Annotated in this window: 15 protein-coding genes; 11 read left to right on the forward strand and 4 right to left on the reverse strand. The window is 48.6% G+C overall.

Features of this window, described 5'->3' with window-relative positions; translation table 11 throughout:
- Positions 1-132: 132 nt before the first annotated feature.
- The 8 genes from ACFVU8_RS18535 (at position 133) to ACFVU8_RS18570 (ending at position 10,525) form a co-directional block, all read left to right on the forward strand.
- A complete protein-coding gene (locus ACFVU8_RS18535) occupies positions 133-1,533 on the forward strand; it encodes a DNA-binding protein (protein ID WP_379466518.1) in 1,401 nt (466 codons plus the stop codon).
- Between the two features lie 584 nt (positions 1,534-2,117).
- The gene (locus ACFVU8_RS18540) at positions 2,118-2,495 is read left to right on the forward strand and encodes a MarR family winged helix-turn-helix transcriptional regulator (protein WP_483875055.1); all 378 of its coding nucleotides are present in this window, start codon (positions 2,118-2,120) and stop codon (positions 2,493-2,495) included.
- On the forward strand, positions 2,488-4,248 hold the full coding sequence (locus tag ACFVU8_RS18545; RefSeq protein ID WP_387429193.1) for an ABC transporter ATP-binding protein: 1,761 nt from the start codon (positions 2,488-2,490) through the stop codon (positions 4,246-4,248). Before ACFVU8_RS18540 ends, ACFVU8_RS18545 begins: the two co-directional genes overlap by 8 nt.
- Positions 4,245-6,143, forward strand: a complete 1,899-nt coding sequence (locus ACFVU8_RS18550) for an ABC transporter ATP-binding protein (RefSeq protein ID WP_387429194.1) — start codon at positions 4,245-4,247, stop codon at positions 6,141-6,143. The genes ACFVU8_RS18545 and ACFVU8_RS18550 overlap by 4 nt, the downstream gene beginning before the upstream one ends.
- A 322-nt stretch (positions 6,144-6,465) precedes the next feature.
- The gene (locus ACFVU8_RS18555) at positions 6,466-8,682 is read left to right on the forward strand and encodes an MMPL family transporter (protein WP_387429197.1); all 2,217 of its coding nucleotides are present in this window, start codon (positions 6,466-6,468) and stop codon (positions 8,680-8,682) included.
- Between the two features lie 298 nt (positions 8,683-8,980).
- Entirely contained in the window at positions 8,981-9,163 is a 183-nt protein-coding gene (locus ACFVU8_RS18560) for a hypothetical protein (protein WP_387429199.1), read from the forward strand.
- A gap of 381 nt (positions 9,164-9,544) precedes the next feature.
- Positions 9,545-9,943: a hypothetical protein gene (locus ACFVU8_RS18565; protein WP_175370764.1), complete on the forward strand. Its 399-nt coding sequence runs from the start codon at positions 9,545-9,547 to the stop codon at positions 9,941-9,943.
- A 282-nt stretch (positions 9,944-10,225) separates the two neighbouring features.
- The gene (locus ACFVU8_RS18570; protein WP_387429201.1) at positions 10,226-10,525 is read left to right on the forward strand and encodes a hypothetical protein; all 300 of its coding nucleotides are present in this window, start codon (positions 10,226-10,228) and stop codon (positions 10,523-10,525) included.
- A 361-nt stretch (positions 10,526-10,886) separates the two neighbouring features.
- Here ACFVU8_RS18570 and ACFVU8_RS18575 read toward each other — a convergent pair whose 3' ends face one another.
- The 3 genes from ACFVU8_RS18575 to ACFVU8_RS18585 all read right to left on the reverse strand — a co-directional run bounded on the left by ACFVU8_RS18575 (position 10,887) and on the right by ACFVU8_RS18585 (position 13,651).
- Positions 10,887-11,198, reverse strand: a complete 312-nt coding sequence (locus ACFVU8_RS18575; RefSeq protein WP_387429203.1) for an antibiotic biosynthesis monooxygenase — start codon at positions 11,196-11,198, stop codon at positions 10,887-10,889.
- A gap of 51 nt (positions 11,199-11,249) precedes the next feature.
- Positions 11,250-11,969 carry a 3-ketoacyl-ACP reductase gene (locus ACFVU8_RS18580; RefSeq protein ID WP_175370762.1) on the reverse strand — a complete coding sequence of 240 codons (720 nt, stop codon included), beginning with the start codon at positions 11,967-11,969 and terminating at the stop codon, positions 11,250-11,252.
- 125 nt (positions 11,970-12,094) lie between these two features.
- Complete coding sequence (locus tag ACFVU8_RS18585; RefSeq protein WP_387429205.1) at positions 12,095-13,651, reverse strand: FAD-dependent oxidoreductase; 1,557 nt, start codon at positions 13,649-13,651, stop codon at positions 12,095-12,097.
- Positions 13,652-13,812: 161 nt separating this feature from the next.
- Here ACFVU8_RS18585 and ACFVU8_RS18590 point away from each other — a divergent pair, with 161 nt between their 5' ends.
- Genes ACFVU8_RS18590 through ACFVU8_RS18600 form a run of 3 tightly spaced genes read left to right on the forward strand, consistent with a single transcriptional unit; the run spans position 13,813 to position 17,382 of the window.
- Complete coding sequence (locus tag ACFVU8_RS18590; protein ID WP_379466512.1) at positions 13,813-15,186, forward strand: spore germination protein; 1,374 nt, start codon at positions 13,813-13,815, stop codon at positions 15,184-15,186.
- Complete coding sequence (locus ACFVU8_RS18595) at positions 15,179-16,288, forward strand: GerAB/ArcD/ProY family transporter (protein WP_387429208.1); 1,110 nt, start codon at positions 15,179-15,181, stop codon at positions 16,286-16,288. The genes ACFVU8_RS18590 and ACFVU8_RS18595 overlap by 8 nt, the downstream gene beginning before the upstream one ends.
- 5 nt (positions 16,289-16,293) lie before the next feature.
- Positions 16,294-17,382, forward strand: a complete 1,089-nt coding sequence (locus ACFVU8_RS18600; RefSeq protein ID WP_379466701.1) for a Ger(x)C family spore germination protein — start codon at positions 16,294-16,296, stop codon at positions 17,380-17,382.
- Here ACFVU8_RS18600 and ACFVU8_RS18605 read toward each other — a convergent pair.
- Positions 17,375-18,517: a GGDEF domain-containing protein gene (locus tag ACFVU8_RS18605; protein WP_387429210.1), complete on the reverse strand. Its 1,143-nt coding sequence runs from the start codon at positions 18,515-18,517 to the stop codon at positions 17,375-17,377. The two genes, ACFVU8_RS18600 and ACFVU8_RS18605, sit on opposite strands and share 8 nt — an antisense overlap.
- Between the last annotated feature and the right edge of the window lie 131 nt (positions 18,518-18,648).

Genomic DNA, 18,648 nt, shown 5'->3' on the forward strand with positions numbered 1-18,648 from the left:
GCATCCATAATCATATAGATGGTAGAATTAGGGGAGAGAACAGCTCCTCTTTTTGTTGTGCTTTCTGGACAATTATCCTATAATTATGTAAATAATTAGAAGCTGTTATTATATCATTATAGGAGGTGCCGGGTGGAGGCGAAGTTTACAACTATACGCTCAGAAATTGAGAAGAATCTATCCCGTTCGGGTCATAATCTCGCTTCTTTTGCGAAAGTTTCCGGCCTGAACCGCGGCAGTCTCAGTGCTATATTGCATGGGAATCCCCCAAAGCCTATATCATTAGGGCAAATGGACGCGATTACTCGGGCTTTCGGGTTTCCTGAAGGTTGGCTGTATCCGCTCTATATTGATGAATGTTTTTATGAGGACAAGGTCTCCCGTCGCAGAGCAGAGCCGTTTCTGATCCGATGCGCTGAGATCGGCAAGAAGCCTTGTATTGATGAACTTCTGAGCAGAATCCTTGAGTATCCGAAGCAGATTGACTTGATTTATTCAGTCGCAGAGAAGCTTTTCAATAATGGGAAAATCAACGAATCTGTCATTTTCTATAAAATTGTAGCCGAGAATGAGCAGGACAGTTACTCGGAGCGTCTGGCTATCAGTCAATATCGCATTTTCAAATCCATGCAGTCTGTAGTAGATATGGAGGAGAAGTTTAGAGCGGTGATCACGTTCGAGCCGTTTCGGGGACGTCTGCCGGAGGCCATGCAGCTGGATGGTCTGCTTAAGCTGGCGAACGTCTGCTTTACCCTGCACCGGTGGCGGGATGTAGAGAAATATGCCGACGAATTGCGTGCGCTCGCGAATGGATTATACCGGGATGAAGTGCGCAAGAATGCTAGCAAGCGCCGGGAGACGATGCATACGGAGCGGCCACTTGTGGTGTATTACGGACATGGTTATTTGCTGAAGGCGGCCGCGCTGACCAAGCAGGGGCGATATGAAGAAGCCAAGCGGTATACGGCCGGATATGCAGACCTTAGCTGGTTTGAGATTTTGGATGAAGAAGGTCACAAGGCGGTCGAAGACTTCAAGCTCTTCTCCAAAGCCAACAGCTTCACTCTGGAGATGCTGGACGGCAACATTTCCATCCTTCCATCTTATATCTCCTTCCTGGCCGATCACCCGGGCGAGATTCTGCCTGGCCTAATCACGATCATGGAATCTGCGAACCAGTTTGGCTTTTCTGCCGATAATGCACTGACCAAGTTCTCAAGGGAAATGCTGCGATTCGGTCAATTCCAGGACCCGATCAATGTAGACAGGCTATTCCGGCTCAACTATCAGATTGCTATTTACCTTATCAACCATCAGGAGTACCCGCGGGGAATCGACCATATTATCGAATGTCTCCAGCTGTCTGCCAGACTGAATAATGAGAAAGGCTTCATCAATTGTGTCACTCTCTTCGAGATTAACAGGGAATATGCCAGCGACAGGCAGAAGCAACTGTACACAGATCTTATGAAGGAGGTGAGACAAAATGAAAAAATCGCTGCTGACGATGACCGCCGTTTTAGCGTTGTTTAGTTTTATTATCATTGGAACACCGGCAGGCAAAGGAGGTAACGGGGGATCGTTCACCACGCTTGAACACGGAGTGGGGTACTAATCCTTAGGACTCAGGGACGTATCCAACGCTTGATCCTTTCTTTATGACCATAGAACGCGGCAGTAAGCTGCATCGTTATAATATTGTTATACCAGCAGAACAGTGATGCCTCCCAAGATAACTATGGCTGCATGCTGTAATACCACAAGATGATGCCCGGTTTCTTAGGGGTCATCTTTTTTGTACCCTTTGCAACTGCTTAAACAGCAGAATGAAGGGTCTTTTTTATGCCTAAAAGCAAGATTTTGAGTGTTTTGAATTTCGTAAAAAATGATACCGCATTCATTATTTGACAAAGTGTTTTGCTGTAAATATAATTTAGGTTACCTAATTAATAAACAGTTTAATTATTAGCTAACCTAATTAATTTTGCGGGGTGATAAAGATTGGGATAAATGGAGAAAATACAGTCGCGAATAGGCTTTTCATTGCATTGCGCATGTTGCATAAGGTCCAATGGCAGCATACGGTGGAGGGCAATAAGCCGAGTGAGATGACTTTGATGATATGTATTCGCAAGCACCGGCATTCCAATGAGCAGGGCCTGAAGGTCTCGGAGATCGGACGCATCCTTGGATGGGCTGCTCCTACAGTCACTCAGTTGGTCAATAGTCTGGAGGCCAAGGGAATGGTGGAGCGGCGGGCTGATTCCGAGGATCGGAGGGCTGTCCGTATCCAATTAACAGAGCGGGGAAAAAAGGTCACGCGAAGAGTACATGCCTATATGAATGAAGAGCTGGTTAAGCTGGTGGAGTACTTGGGCGAAGAAGAGAGCAATCAGTTGTGTGATCTGCTGTTGAAGGTCCATGCATATGCCCTGAGCAGTCCCCGACCTGATTTCGATCGGTTACAAATGAACGGAGATGAGAACCTTGATTAAATTACTAAGACAACTAAAGCCCTTTAAGCTAGCGGTCATTGGTGTACTAATCCTTGTATTTCTGCAGTCCATGGGGGACTTGTATCTCCCCACACTGATGTCTGACATTGTGGACAAGGGAATTGTGCACCAGGACCGCAGCTATATATGGCGGATTGGCGGATTCATGCTGCTGGTAGCTGCCGGCGGAGCGCTGTGCTCGATTATCGCCAGTTATTTTTCAGCCAAGATCGCTGCAGGTTTCGGAAAGAATACGCGAGCGCTAATGTTCAATCATGTAGAGAATTTTACGCTCCACGAGTTCGACAAGGTGGGTACAGCATCGCTGATTACCCGCACGACTAATGATATTACACAAGTACAGACCGTTCTGACTATGATGCTGCGGATGATGGTTGCGGCACCGATGATGATGATCGGCGGGATCATTATGGCGGTCTCGGAGGATGCCAAGCTGTCGTTGATTTTTGTGGTAGTTATTCCGCTGCTTGTGGGTGCAATTTTCCTGATTGGCATGAAGGGCTTACCGTTGTTTAAAGCGATACAGGTCAAGCTGGATAAGCTCAACCTTGTGCTGAGAGAACATCTGACAGGTATCCGTGTCATTCGCTCGTTCAACCGGATTGACCATGAGAACAAAAGATTCACGGAAGCCAACCGTGATCTGACCGATACGGCGATTAAGGTTAACAAGATCATGGCCGGACTGATGCCGCTTATGATGATTGTTATGAACTTTTCCATGATTGCCATCCTTTATTACGGAGGTATCCGTATCGGCGACGGTGACCTTCAGGTCGGTTCGTTGATGGCCTTCATTCAATACGCCATGCAGATTATGTTCTCACTGATCATGGTTTCGATGATGTTCGTACTGATTCCCCGTGCTTCCGCATCGGCTGTGCGGATCAACGAGGTATTGGATATGAAGCCGGAAATTCTGGATCCGTCGGCAAGTGAGCTTGACAATACAGCCGTATTGACCAAGCGTGATGGTCGTGACGGTATGCGCGGATACGTAGAATTCGAGAACGTCAGCTTCTCCTACCCGGGTGCAGAACAACCTGCGTTGTCTGGGATCAGCTTCAGTGCCCGCCCGGGTGAAGTCACGGCGATTATCGGGGGTACCGGGTCTGGTAAATCCACAATGCTGAGCTTGCTTCCCAGATTCTATGACGCTGCTGAAGGCTCCGTGCGGGTGGATGGCGTCGATGTTCGCGATATGACTCAGGAAGAGCTGCGCAGCAAGATTGGTTATATTCCACAGAAGGCTGTTCTGTTCACTGGCACGATCAAGGATAATATCCGGTACGGTAAAGAGGATGCGACTGATGAAGAGATTATCCATGCTGCCAAGGTGGCACAAGCCTTCGATTTTGTATCAGCGATGAAGGATGGATTCAACTCGGAAATTGCTCAGGGCGGGAATAACGTCTCCGGGGGTCAAAAGCAGCGTCTGTCTATTGCCCGTGCACTGGTCAGAAGACCGGAAGTATATCTCTTCGACGACAGCTTCTCCGCGCTTGATTTCAAGACCGATGCCAAGCTGCGCGCCGCTCTCAAAGGAGAGACGACAGAATCCACCGTTCTTATTGTGGCTCAGCGGGTTAGCACAGTAATGGATGCAGACCGGATTATTGTGCTGGATGAAGGCAGAATCGCTGGTACGGGAACGCACAGGGAATTGCTGGAGAACAGTGAAGTGTACCGCGAGATTGTGTCCTCGCAGTTGTCAGAGGAGGAAATAGCATGAGTGAGAAGAACAGCCAGATGAAACTTCCGGGCGGTGGAAGAGGCCGGGGTCCTGGTGGACCTGGCGGCGGACCTGGGATGATGCTGCCAGCGGAGAAGGCCAAGGACTTCAAGGGTACGCTCCGCCGTCTGATTCGCTACCTGCGTCCACGTCAGGTGCAGCTGATCGTTATCTTTATTATGGCGATTGCCAGTACGGTATTTAGTATTTTAAGCCCGAAGATTATGGGTAAAGCAACGACCAAGCTGTTTGAAGGCGCCTATGGAAAGTTGACAGGTGTAGAAGGAGCTTTTATCGATTTTGGCTATATTAATGATATCCTGCTGATTCTGGGTGGTCTTTATCTGTTCAGTGCCCTGTTCAGCTATTTACAGCAATATATCATGGCCGGTGTGGCCCAGAAGGTTGTCTATGATATGCGCGAGCAGATCAATCTTAAATTGGAACGGCTGCCGCTGAAATATTTTGATTCCAGAACTCATGGGGAAATTCTCAGCCGGGCTACTAATGATGTAGACAACATCAGTACCACCTTGCAGCAGAGCTTAACGCAACTGATAACATCTATCGTTACTATTATTGGTGTCATTATCATGATGCTGACCATTAGTCCTTGGCTGACCCTGATTACAGTGGTGACGTTGCCGCTCAGTTTTGTGGCCATACTGGGGATCACGAAACGTTCGCAAACCCATTTTATCGGGCAGCAAAAATCACTTGGGCAGTTGAACGGACACGTAGAAGAAATGTATACCGGTCACCGTATTATTAAAGCCTTCGGCCGTGAAAAGGAATCGCTTCGTCAGTTTAATACGATTAACGATGATCTCTATAATTCCGGCTGGCGCGCCCAGTTCATGTCAGGCATGATTATGCCGCTAATGACCTTTATCGGGAATCTGGGTTATGTGCTTGTCTGCGTAGTCGGCGGTATTTTTGTCACCAAGAAAATGATTGATGTCGGGGATATCCAAGCCTTTATCCAGTATTCACGACAATTCACCATGCCGATCACGCAAACAGCGAATATTGCTAACATCATTCAGTCCACAGTTGCTTCCGCAGAGCGGGTATTCGAGCTGCTCGATGAAGAAGAGGAAGTTCCGGAGAAAACGGCTGCTGTGAAACACGAAGCTGTGGAAGAAGAAGGTGCCGTGGAATTCCGCCATGTGAAGTTTGGCTATAAAGAGGATGCGATCCTCATTGAGGATATGAATATTGAGGTCAGCCCAGGTCAGACGATCGCGATTGTAGGACCGACTGGTGCCGGTAAGACCACGATGATCAATCTGCTGATGCGCTTCTATGAGCTGAACGGCGGCCAAATTCTCATTGACGGTGTTGACATCACGGATCTGAAGCGCAGTGAGCTGCGCAGCAAATTCGGGATGGTGCTTCAAGATACCTGGCTCTTCAATGGTACAATCCGTGACAACATTGCCTATGGACGTGAGGGTGCCAGTGAAGCCGATGTGGTGCGTGCAGCCAAAGCAGCGCATGCGGACCACTTTATCCGCACCTTGCCGCTGGGCTACAATACGGTGCTGAACGAAGAAGCCTCTAACATCTCGCAAGGTCAGAAGCAACTGCTGACGATTGCCCGGGCTATCCTGGCCGATCCGTCCATCCTAATTCTGGATGAGGCTACAAGCAGCGTCGACACCCGGACTGAGGTGCAGATCCAGAAGGCGATGAACACGCTGATGGAGGGTAGAACAAGCTTTGTTATTGCCCACCGTTTGTCTACAATCCGTGATGCGGACCTGATTCTGGTTATGAACAAGGGAAGTGTCATTGAGAAAGGCAACCATGAAGAACTGATGGCGCAGAACGGCTTCTATGCTGATCTGTATAACAGCCAGTTCTCCGAGGAAGCTGTTCCGGAAGTTAGCTGAGGCTAACCGCGGGGAATGTCATAACGGTTAGCGGCTTTAAAGTGCCCCTCATCTCCGTACGTAGTATGCGGTGGTGAGGGGCACTTGTCTGTCAGGGCAAGGCCCGGCTTCATGCGGTCCTAGGCCGTGTAGAAGCTGCAGGGTATGCCGCTTATTCCGTAGTTTAAACCGCGCAATTGCGCGGCTTTTTTTATTGTATAAGTAGTGCTGGATGCATGAAATCACGGATGGTATTTAGGCAGGTCAGCGTGTATGATATGAATATAAAAATGACCCGCGGTTCATTTTGCGTTCCGCAGGCTCTGCAGAGAGGATGAAATAGATGTCAGGCTACGGAAAATGGGTTGCAGGCAGCAAAAGTAAGTGGATCACTTTTCTTGTGTGGATCGTAGTAGTCGGCCTCCTGAACATGCTATGGCCTGCTGTGAATTCACAGGTGGCGAACAACGCCCCTAATCTGCCGGAGAATGCGCAATCGGTTCAGGCAGAAGTAGTTGCGGGAAGAGAATTCCCGGGCGGCAGCGGTGTTCCGGCCTTGTTGGTGTGGCACCGAGAAGGCGGAATGTCTCCGGAGGATCTGGTACATATCGGGGCCATCTACAATACCTTGGAACAGCAACCGTTACCATATCAAAATTTCGTGCCCCCGCTCGGCAAAATTCCTCCACAGGCGCTTCAGGCTTCACTCTCGGAGGACGGTAGCACGCTGGTGACACCGGTACTCTTCGATTCTTCCGCAGATAGCGGGCAGCTTAAAGAAGCAGTCACGGACCTCAAGGGGATCATCCATACGGAAACCGGCAGTGATCCGACAGCAGCGGGTACAGCGGACAGCGAGTTAAGTCTGCGCGTCACCGGACCTGTAGGCATCTCCATTGATGCCAGCAGTCTGTTCAAAAACGCCGATGTATCCTTGCTAATTGCGACTGTGCTTCTTGTACTTATTTTTCTGCTGATCATTTATCGTTCACCGATTCTGGCGGTCATTCCGCTGGTTGCAGTGGGCTTCGCTTATGGGGTTACGGGACCTATATTGGGCAAAATGGCTCAGGAAGGCTGGATTACCGTAGATTCGCAAGCCATCTCAATCATGACCGTCCTGCTATTTGGAGCAGGCACGGATTATTGTCTCTTCCTAATCTCCCGGTTCCGTCAATTGTTGAAGAGCGAGGAGAGTAAGAGCCGTGCCCTGCTGCATGCAATTACGGATTCTTCCGGGGCAATTGCTATGAGCGGCTTCACCGTGGTGCTGGCACTATTCGCATTGCTGCTGGCGAAGTTCGGGGCGTACCATCGCTTTGCGGTTCCTTTCAGTCTGGCCATCTTTATTATGGGTATCGCCAGTCTGACACTGGTTCCTGCATTGCTAGCGATCTTTGGCCGGGCCTCGTTCTATCCATTCATTCCGCGTACTCCTCAAATGGAAGCAGAGCGGGCGAAGGTCAAGGGAAAGCCAGCGCCACAGCCGCGCGTATCCCGCAAAAAAGGCATCGGTGAGCTAGTAGTCGCCCGTCCGTGGGCCATTGTGGGCGTGACTGTATTGCTGCTGGGTGTGCTGGCTTCTTTCTCCAGTGGAATTAAGTTTACGTATGATATCCTGTCTTCTTTTCCGAAGGATATGGAGTCTCGCCAGGGGTTTGACCTTATTGGTACCAAGTTCTCGCCTGGTGAGTTGGCTCCGGCCAAACTGATGATTGATACTCAAGGCAAGGCAGATGGCGAAGACCTTAAAGTCGTCCTGGGTGCACTCTCTTATGTGGGTAAAGTTTCTGATCCCCAGCCGGGCGCAGTGAACAAGGAGATCCTTGGCTACGATATTGAATTCAAGAGCAATCCGTATTCCCTTGAAGCTATGAGCCATATTCCGGCGCTACGGGCGACGGGAGAGCAGGCGCTTGTAGATGTGGGGGTTGCGAACCCTGAAGGCAAAGTCTGGATCAGCGGACAGACGGCGACCCAATATGACAACAGAGCCACCGGCGAGCGGGATATGGATCTCATTATTCCCGTGGTTATCGGAATGATCACCTTGCTGCTGCTCGTTTATTTGCGCTCAATTATCGCTACCATCTATTTGGTTGGGACCGTAATCCTATCCTTCTTCTCCGCACTTGGACTAGGCTGGATTATTATTCATTATGTCCTTGGCGCAGAGGCCATTCAGGGAGCAATTCCACTTTACTCCTTTGTATTCCTGGTGGCACTTGGCGAGGACTACAACATCTTTATGATCTCGAGCATATGGAAAAAAAGAAAGGTTATGCCCCTGAAGCAAGCGATTGCGGAAGGGGTCAACGAGACGGGCTCGGTCATTACTTCTGCCGGACTCATTCTGGCGGGGACCTTTGGCGTGCTGGCTACGCTGCCAATTCAGGTGCTTGTGCAATTTGGCATTATCACAGCCCTTGGTGTTCTGCTGGATACCTTTGTGGTACGCCCGTTCCTCGTGCCGGCCATTACCTTGCTATTCGGTCGATTGGCCTTCTGGCCGGGCAAGCATGTGGAAGTCGCGGAGACGCAGCCTAATGTTGGTGAGTAAGAGAGAGGTTCACCTACGAAGCCAGAATAAATGATGCGTTTATGAATTTGCTATGCTCCCCACAACTAAAGGGGAGATTCATTGGTAAGTTTTAAGCTGTCGAGGACATCCTCGTCAGCTTTTTTTATATCCCATTCGCTAAGTTCATCATCTTCTGGAAGTGCATATTGCAGTTTAATGTAGGAAGGTTAGCGCTACAACTTTCTATGTGTCAATTCAGGGGCTACGCAGCTCGTAATGGTGGTTACTTGTCGGCATTTGCGCTCTCGGTTTCGCTGTTACGACTTCTATTTATGCAATGACTGCAGATGCATCTGTTGAGAAACAAATTGATGAGAATCTTGATGGATTAGTAGAACAGTTACAAACTGAAGCTGCTAATAAAACTGAGCTTGCCATAAGCAGTAATCCTTATGATTACCTCAAAAATAGTGCGGCATATTCGAATATTGTAAATCTTGGGACGGATGCGCGTTTATAATGATATAAATGGAACACTTGAATCAAAACGTGGATTTCAGAAACGCATCTGTGAAATGAAAATCACGAATATAAACCATCTTTGTCTTCGGGTAAGTATGTATGTGCTTGTCTATTAGAGCGAAACGGTTTAGTTCGTCAGCAGCCGGAATCAAAACTTGAAAAATCCAGATCTAAAAAAGTTCAGACTGGTACCTTTTTACTATATAATTAAATGTGATATATGTATTAAATATTATTTAATACAAAAATAATACATAAGAAGATTTATGTTTCTAGGATTAAAAAAATTGCAACTGTTCAGTACAGACATGTAATTTTAAAAAAGTAACTATCTAAAGGCGGAATAGTTACAAATAAATTTAATAAGGAGTGCTTGAACGTGAATCTTAAGTTCGTTTTCAAAGGAGTAGTATCATCTGCTCTGGTAGTTTGTCTAATTGCTGGAACTAGTATTATACCTGCTTTTGCGGAGTCGACAGAAAGTTCGTCGAAAGATTATGCAGCTAAAAGTGGCAGCTCTTCAGGAACTGAATTTCAGGCTACATACCCATTAAAAAAGAGTAATGGGGCTAAAGTGAACTTCTGGATTAAAAATACTGGGAATGTAAGTGTGAGAATTACAATTAATGGAGATCAGAAAAGAACTCTCGCACCAGGTAAGAGTGGCCACATTAGTGCTCCAGTTGGTTCTTTAAGTAGCGAATATAAATTTAAAGCTGTACCAACGCCTAATGGTGGTGATATTAGTATAGACTATCGTATTGCTCAAAGAGATTAAATTTGATGCTTAAGATATTTTTAGTTTTTTATAAGTCTCCTGAATCCGAGATGGTAATTTGGTAATTCAGTGCAGACATAATGTACCAAGGATTACAGGGTTTCGTTTGTTCCCTAGAAGGTAGGGAACAAAAGTTTTGGAAGTTTCGGGAAGAACGGTAATAGCTTAAAGGCAGCTCATATGAGAGCTGTCTTTTTTGTTTGTCTTCGTGAATATAGCGAATTATTGAAGTAATGAAGATTTAGCCCTCTTATTTTTGGTTTAGCCAGAGGCGAGTAGTGAGTGGATTATAAAAAGCAGAGATATTTCTATAATCTTTATAAAAAGGTGAGAAAAAGCGAAGTTCAGCTTGGAATTACAAACCCTAAAATTAACGAGTGTCCACTATTTATTCTAATCGCAAAAATGCTCTTTGGAAGCGGTGGGTGCACTCTTTTTCTACTCACACAACAAGAAGATGGGGAGGAACGAAGGAGAAAGTTAGGGACTGTAGGAGTGAGGCGCTCGATTGAAAGGTCTTCAGAGGAAAGCTCACGTCTAAATTATGAGCTGCTTCTCGATTTTAGGCGCTATCAGGGTTAATAAAGAAAGCTGGAGTTAACAGCGATCGGAAGCCTAATTAAGCGATCCTAGTGACGACCGAGACTCTTACTCAGATCTTAGGTCGGTCATATACAGCTATCCAAAGACAAAAACTAAGCAGCCTGATTCCTATGTTTAAGGGGGTCAGGCTACTTAGTTTCACTTGAACACAATGATAATTGTAGCACTAGAGATGGCTCATGATGGCCTTTTTCAGCCATATCAAATACTAGCAGATCATATCAAATACCAGTAGATCATATATACCAGTAGATCATATCGACACTAGCACACTTATATCAACCACTAGTACGCTCGTATCAACCAATAGCTCACCAACAACCACTAGCATTAAGGTGTGCTAGTTCCCAGGCGTACGGCTGATCAGCAGCTCGTACTTGTCGAGCGAGGCGCCGAGAATAACGTCACTGCCGCCGGCACCGCGGTGAGACTGCTTGAAGGATTCGCTGGAGGTCCAGCCCTTGAAGCTCTCTTCATTCTCCCACACGGTACAGATCTTTAATTCCTCCGCGTCTTCCTTGGCACTGCCATGCCATACTTCCATGCGCACAAAGCCCGGCATGTCCTGTACGCCGCCTGAACCTGCAAAACGCTGGGCCATAGCGGCGCCATGGCCTTCCTTGACTTTAATCGTATTCGTAACTACTAGCATGCAATGAACCTCCCTAAGATAGTATGAGTGAGAGAATAAGATACAGACTATTTATTGCGGGTTCGTGGTCCAAATACCGGCGGTCTTGAGGAAGACGCGATCCGGCAGCTTCAGGGCAGCAATAGTCAGTTCAGCTACATCCTCCGGCTGCATCATACGGTCTTCGTCACCAATCTTCAGACCTGCGTTCTCAGCCAGTGGAGTGTTGACCGTACTTGGCGTCAGCGCGGTTACCCGGATATTGTGTTTGCGCACTTCCTGAGCCAAAGATTCGGTCATGCCCATCAGCGCGAACTTGGAGGAACAGTAGGCAGAGCCTGTAGCAAATCCGCGTTCGCCCGCTGTGGACGAGATGTTGATGATATTGCCGCTGCTGCGCTCAATCATGGCTGGCAGTGCAGCTCTGGTAACATAGTAGACACCGAACAGATTGATCTCAAGGTGGCGTCTCCAGTCTGCAGGGTCCATTTCCAGAAATGTACCGAACTGGGCAACCCCGGCGTTATTAATAAGCGCATCGAAAGCACCAAGGTCATTCTGGAGCGAAACAACAGCCCGTTCTGCCTCTTCCTGTACGGAAATGTCGGCAACGGCAATGCTAACCTTGACGTCGTAGACTTCCGTCAACGCGGCTTTCAAGGCTTCCAAATCGCCCGATGTTCTGGAGATCAGGCCCAGGTTGGCTCCTTCTTTGGCCAGTGCAAGGGCCAGTGCTTTCCCGATCCCTTTACCTGCACCGGTAATTACAACGCTTTTTCCTCTCAGATCCATAACTTCGCTTCACGTCCTTTTAAAGATTAGATAACAGCTTCCGCTTCAATTATACCTGAGCGGGCAAAGACAAGCACGCCGCCCCCGTTGGTAGCGCCGTCATGCTTGCCTCAGCTACTCAAATCTCATGGGATTTTCGGACTGATGGTATCCAGGGGCATTGTGGCCGGTCCTTCTAGAACGGCACCATCATAGGAGAAGCGAGAGCCATGGCAGGGGCAATCCCAGGTCCGTTCTCCGTTATTCCATTCACACTCACAGCCCAGATGGGTGCACGTCCGGTCGACCAGATGAAGGTGGCCTTCCAGGTCTCTGTACGCGCCGACACGCTTCCCATCATGAAATACAACCGCCCCCTCGTCCCGCTTTAGATCCTTGGTCTTCTTGTGGATGATCTCGACCTTACCTGCGATAAGCTCCTTGGCGACATTGGCGTTCTGCACAATGAAGTTCTTGATGCCAGGATTTGCTTTGAAGCGTGAAGGATTGTACAGCTGTGTGTAGGGGTTGTCCTTACCCTGTATTTGATCGGCAATGATCTGTGCTGCCATGGTACCGCTGGTCATTCCCCATTTCCCGAAGCCGGTGGCGATATAGATCTCCTTATTGCCCTTTATTTTTCCAATGTAAGGAACTCTATCGAGGGTGATCAGGTCCTGGGCCGACCAGCGGTAAGGCATTACCTTAATCCCCAGCAATTGCCCCGCGAACCGCTCAAGGTTCTCATAATGACCAAATGTGCAAATGCCTTGGCCTGTCTTATGATTGTCTCCGCCGACGATTACTAGCTTGCGGCCCTCCCATTCCACGGCCCGCAAGGAGCGGGTAGGCTGTCCGGCACTCAGATACATCCCACCTTCGAACTGCATTTCCGGCTGAATAGCCAAGCAGTAGGAGCGTTCGGCATGCAGGCGCGAGAAGTAGAGCGCCCCACCGTCATAGAAGGGGAAGTGGGAAGCGGAGACGGCGTGACTGCAGGTAATCGCGTGCTGATCTTGCTCAGTGAAAAGCGTAAGCCTGCCGCTGTTCTCTACTTTTTCAGCAATGGTTGTGTGTTCGTACACTGTACCGCCATTTTTAAGAAAGACCTGAAGTAGCCCCAGCAAATATTGCAGGGGGTGGAAGCGGGCTTGTCCCGGCAGGGTAATAGCCCCTTCTACCCGCAGGGGGAGAGATACTGAATCAAGCCATTTTCCCGGTAACTCCAGGGTCTGATAAGCTGCAAATTCCTTTTCAAGCTGTTTTCGTGTCTTGTCATCTCCGGCGTCGACATACAGGTAAGCATCTTCCCGTGTCATGCCGCAGGCCAGATGTAGCTCTTGTGCGGTACGAATCATCCACTCCATGGCTTCATTGTTGGATTTATAGTAGAGGCCGGCCTGTTCCTCTCCAAAGTGCTCTAAGAGATCGTGATAGATCAGTCCGTGCTGGGCAGTGATTTTGGCGCTGGTGAACCCGGTGGTTCCATTAAGGATGGTCCCTGCCTCCAGCAGGGTTACCTTATAGCCGGCTTTGGAGAGCAGGTAGGCCGTCGTGATCCCGGTGATTCCCCCTCCTACAACAGCAACGTCCGTCTGGTGATTCCCGTTCAATCGCGGAAAAGTCGGCATATCGACAGTATCCCGCCATAAAGATTCAGGAAACTGCGGCAAATTAGCCGTAAGCCGGTTCTCTGGATTCATGCTCTGATCCCTCCCTACTTTTGCGTTACGTTGTTCAATTATTACCACAACCTGGGGAAAAGAAACTTCAGTTCAGAGGGCAGTGCATGATTTGCGGGCGATGATGCCAAAATAAGGACACATCTTCGTAAAGTGGAACCAAAAGAGGGGAGGGAACCAGAGTGTCAGAACAACCGCAGAAGCATGCTGCTTCCCTGGAATGGATCACGGAAAAGCTGGATAATATCGCAGATCTGGAGGATAAGCGGCTGCTTGCGCCTGCCGGTGATGCCCGGCTGGTCTTTATCAAGAGCATTACAGATTCAGTTAAGATCAGCCACGGTATTATTGCTCCGTTCTATGAGATGGAGGACAACGAAGCTTATAAGGATTACATTCGTACCTATCCAGGCAGCGAAGAGGCGACGACGGGTGAACGGGCATTGGAACTGCTGCTGAGCGGTTATGCTGCTGTAGCTATTCTGGACCGGCTCTATTTCTTTGATGTTCTACATGCCGAGAACAGCGCTGTGTCGGAGACCATCACAGAGAGTGTGACCCAGGGCCCGTCTGATGGATTCACCGAGAATCTGGCGATCAATCTCAATATGGTGCGGCGACGCTATCAATCCTCGCAATTAAAAATGGAATCAATGCTGATCGGCAATCTGTCACGGACCAAGATGGCAATTCTATATGATGAGAGCCGCGTGAATCATGATGTGCTGGCTGAGGTCAAAGAAAAGCTTCAGACCCTGAGGGTGGATATTCTGCAGGCTACAGGCGAGCTTGAGAAGTATTTAAGCAGCGACAAGCTGCGGATTTTCCCCAAGACCATTGTAACGGAGCGGCCGGACCGCGTTGTATTCAACCTCTCCGAAGGCAAAGTGGCGCTGATGATGGATACTACAGGCTATGCTATTGTGTTGCCTTCCATCTTCAATGATTTCTTTACCGCAATGGATGACAAAATCCAGTTTCCCTTCGTCGGAAGATTCCTGAAGTTCCTGCGGGTCGTTGGAGTGGCGATGACGCTGTGGCTTCCGGCTATATATGTCGCTTTCACCTCTTACAATCCGGAGATCATCCGGGTGCAAATTGCGCTGCTTGTGGCAGGAAGCCGTGCAACCGTGCCGTATCCTTCTTTTGTGGAAGTTCTGATCATGCTCATTATGATGGAATTCCTGACAGAAGCCAGTATCCGGCTACCCCGGGCGATTGGTCCGACGGCGACCACGGTTGGTGGTCTGATTCTGGGTCAGGCGGCCACACAAGCCGGTCTGGTCGGCAACATTATGATCATTCTGGTGTCCGCAGTCGCCATTTCGAACTTTCTGATCCCGCTGAATATGATGAGCTTCTCGGTTCGTGTGCTAAAATATTTCTTCGTGTTTGCTGCTGCCCTTCTTGGTCTGGTTGGTGTGGTGTCCTGTTTGGTCGGCTTGATGATTTATCTATGCAGCCAGCGGAGTTTCGGCCAGCCGTATTTCCGGCTGTTCTTCATGGACAACATCAGCTTCCGCAGATTCAAGAAAGGCGGGGGCACTGATGGTTAAAAGCCGCTATTTCTACTGTCTCTTTCTGATGAACAGTCTGATCAACATTATTAACTTTGTGCCCAGAGAGCTGATGGACAGACGTTTTGACGGAGCGTTAATGTCGATCCTGATTGCGGTGCCAATCGGTACAACATTTGTCTATGTGTTTACCAAATTGATGGACAAGTTCCCCGGCAAGGGGATTCCGGAAATCTTTAATTCGCTCATGCCGAGGCTTGTGACGACACCGATGCTTTTGGTCTACGCGGTGCTATGGTATGTAGCTGGGGTGATCACATTGCTCTCATTCGTGGACATCACCTTGCGATTTATCAGCCCGGACACAGGGGCGTATCCTGTTGTCATTGGGTTTCTGATTCTGGTGTGTATTTGCTGCCGGGTAGATGGTCTGTCTTTGTTGTACACGCTTGAGGTGATCTTGGCCATCACCTTACCTCTGATTCTATATGCGAGTGTAAAAGCGCTGATCAACCCTAATTTCAGTTGGGACTCCGTGTTTCAGATTATGACATTTATCTGGCATAGGCCGGATATCAAGAGTATGGCTGCCGGTACTTTTCTATTCAGCGGGTACATTAATTTGGCCATTTTCAACCGGCTATTTCACAAAATCAAATTAAGGCATGTCTGGCTCATCGCTGCGGAAGGATTGATTGTGCTATTAATTACGTTTCTGGTTCCTATCGGCTACTTTGGGACGGTTGGAGTCGAACGTCATGTATACACTTGGTTCTCAACCGCTGACAGCATCCGGATCGAGACGTTTTTGATTGAACGGATGTTGTTTATATTTTATTTTGCCTATATGACCCTATCCATTATGAGTGTGATCGTACACTGGCACGTGGGGCTGGAGTTGTTCAAGAGTATTATGCCGTTCGCCGAGAAAAATTCATCCAAAGCGAAGCTGTGGAAAGAAGGGATCATTCTGGGGTTGTTCTGCATGGCTACGCTGCTGTTGATGTTCATGGATCAATATGAGCTTAACCTACTGGCGGAGTGGTTTCTGCAGATCCGCTGGCTTGGAGAAATGTCGATGATAGCGACACTGTTCTACTGCGTTATAAAAATGCGGAAGGCCAGGAGGCGGAATCCTTGAAGAAAGTGTTTCTTTTGCTTATAACGATACTGTTGCTACTGACGGCTGGCTGTGATTTCAAGGATATCGACCGGCGAATATTCGTGGTTGCCATGGGGATCGACCCTGGGGAGAAAGAAGGTAACCTTAAGGTTAGTCTGAAGCTGGCCGTACCGCAGGGTGATATTACTAAGATTGATGAGAAGATGCAGATATTGACGGAAGAATCCTACAGCATCTCGGAAGCACTCCGTATGATGAAATCCAGAGTGGAGAAGGAACTGGATTACGTGCATTGCAAATCGATCATCATGGGAGAGAAGCTTGCTGAAAAAGATATCCGCCATGTGATGGACTGGGCCGTGCGGCGCAGGGATATCCAGTTGATCCTGAACTTTGGCGTGGGCAGACCGGAGGCGCTGAAAGTACTGAATATAAAGCCTCAGTCGGAGCATATTCCTTCTAATTCGCTTATCATGGCGATGAGCGGCGAAGGGACGGAGTCGCCTTTTATTGCGAGCGTGTATTCCTATCAGCTAATGAAAAATGTTTTTGAAGTGGGCATAGATCCTACTCTTCCGATTATTGAATCTCAAGGAACAGAGCAATTTCTGATTAACAAGATCGCTCTACTTGATAAACAGAAAATCCGTCTCACTCTCTCCCCCGATGAAACCAGACTTTTCAATCTGCTGACACGCCGCGAGCTGCGGACCAATCTCCCCGCTCATTACAAAGGCGGGATGTATCAATACTATACGGAGGGTACGTCAGCCAGTTATCGAATTTTTACCCCTGAAGAGGGAAAGCCTTATATTCAATACAAGGTGAAGCTCTTGGGTATTCTTGAAGAGAATAGCTCTCAGGATATAGTCACTCATCAGGTCCTTCAACAGCTCTCCAAGGCTGGGGGAGAAGAGCTGAAGGAAGGGATTGAGAAGCTTCTGGTCAAAATTCAACGAAGCGGACTGGACCCGTTTGGCTGGGGATTGCGCTACGCGTCAAGACATTTCAACAATGACACGGAGATGAGAGACTGGAAAGCTATTTATCCGAAGCTGGAATTCAAAACATTGGTAGATGTGGATATCAAATACTCCGGCATGATTAAATAAGCTGCCTTTCATAGGATTGGTTCTCGCGGGGATAAGGGGGTTCGGAGCAGACCTTGTTCCGCCCGGAATTCTTAGCCCGGTAGAGCGCCTGGTCCGCGTGTTGGGTCAGCAGGCGACTGACGGCTTCATCATAATCAGGTCGACAGCAAGCTGCACCGACGGAGATGGTAACCGGAATCCGCTGTCCGTCTGGCAAAAGGAACAAGTCTTGCTCTACAGCTGCCCGGATCCGCTCCCCGGCTTGCTCGGCTTCATGCAGCGTGCAGACGGGGAGCAGCACTGAGAACTCCTCGCCACCATTGCGAGAGACAACATCCTGAGGACGAGCAGCTCCTATCAGCCGCTGGGCAAGCTGAATCAGTACCTGATCGCCTGCTGGATGTCCATACGTATCGTTAATGGTCTTGAAATGATCGATATCCACCGCAAGCAGGGACAAGCTCTCGCGCTGCCCGGCTGCCTGGAGCAACTCGTCCTCCAAATGCCGCTGGAACTGTTGCCGGTTATTCAGTCCGGTTAGAAAATCGGTCGTGGCCCGCACTTCAAGCTGGTTAAACAATTCATTGGAGCGCTGGATATATTCCGCAACATAATAGATGATAAGACCTGTAGCAAGAGAGGCTGCCAGCTCTATTGGAAAGACCTGCATGACCGTTTGGAAACCGTCCAGATTGTTAAGCAGCAGGGCAAATACGAGCCCCATCGTGACCAGATTGCTGACGGTCATTTTGCGTAGCCGGGTCCAAGGCTTAAGTGCGATCCAACTGCAGCAAGCGCCGCAGAGCAGCAAGGAAAAGGCGGCGGAAAGGGAATTGTATGTAATATCATAGAAGAGAAGCCGACTGACGGCCAGAAGGACAGCACAGACAGCAGCAGGAAGCCAGCCGAGATAAGCGCCTGCGATAATAATAGCCAGATGCCGCAGATTCGCGTAGGTGTTCGGTCCAATAGGGAACGAGTAGCTCATCAGAATTATGCCGAAGAGCCCGAATATCAATCCGGCGATGACCCCTGCCAGAGGTGACATTGTACGGCCTAGGAAGTTGTATCGCTTGGAAAGACTGCCGGAGAGGAAGACAAATGTAACGAGAATGCAGAAATTAGTGAACAAGCTGGTAAGCAGGTCAATCAGCATAACTTTCAATGGCCCCTTGCATGGAGAATTGGCTAAATCCGGTGTATTCAATGACTGGATAAGTCCATTTTAGCGAATTTTACGGAAATGGCTATATAAAATATAGTAGAGCTCTGGCTATTTTTATTGAC

Origin of the sequence: Paenibacillus sp. NPDC058177 (assembly GCF_042883835.1) — a bacterium.
Classification (GTDB): domain Bacteria; phylum Bacillota; class Bacilli; order Paenibacillales; family Paenibacillaceae; genus Paenibacillus_AQ; species Paenibacillus_AQ agri.

Coding starts and splice junctions, on each gene's coding strand:
- ACFVU8_RS18585 (WP_387429205.1), bottom strand. CDS start 13,651: ATGAATCCAGAGAACCGGCTTACGGCTAATTTGCCGCAGTTTCCTGAA.
- ACFVU8_RS18580 (WP_175370762.1), bottom strand. CDS start 11,969: ATGGATCTGAGAGGAAAAAGCGTTGTAATTACCGGTGCAGGTAAAGGG.
- ACFVU8_RS18550 (WP_387429194.1), top strand. CDS start 4,245: ATGAGTGAGAAGAACAGCCAGATGAAACTTCCGGGCGGTGGAAGAGGC.
- ACFVU8_RS18560 (WP_387429199.1), top strand. CDS start 8,981: ATGACTGCAGATGCATCTGTTGAGAAACAAATTGATGAGAATCTTGAT.
- ACFVU8_RS18595 (WP_387429208.1), top strand. CDS start 15,179: ATGGTTAAAAGCCGCTATTTCTACTGTCTCTTTCTGATGAACAGTCTG.
- ACFVU8_RS18540 (WP_483875055.1), top strand. CDS start 2,118: ATGATATGTATTCGCAAGCACCGGCATTCCAATGAGCAGGGCCTGAAG.
- ACFVU8_RS18605 (WP_387429210.1), bottom strand. CDS start 18,517: ATGCTGATTGACCTGCTTACCAGCTTGTTCACTAATTTCTGCATTCTC.
- ACFVU8_RS18555 (WP_387429197.1), top strand. CDS start 6,466: ATGTCAGGCTACGGAAAATGGGTTGCAGGCAGCAAAAGTAAGTGGATC.
- ACFVU8_RS18575 (WP_387429203.1), bottom strand. CDS start 11,198: ATGCTAGTAGTTACGAATACGATTAAAGTCAAGGAAGGCCATGGCGCC.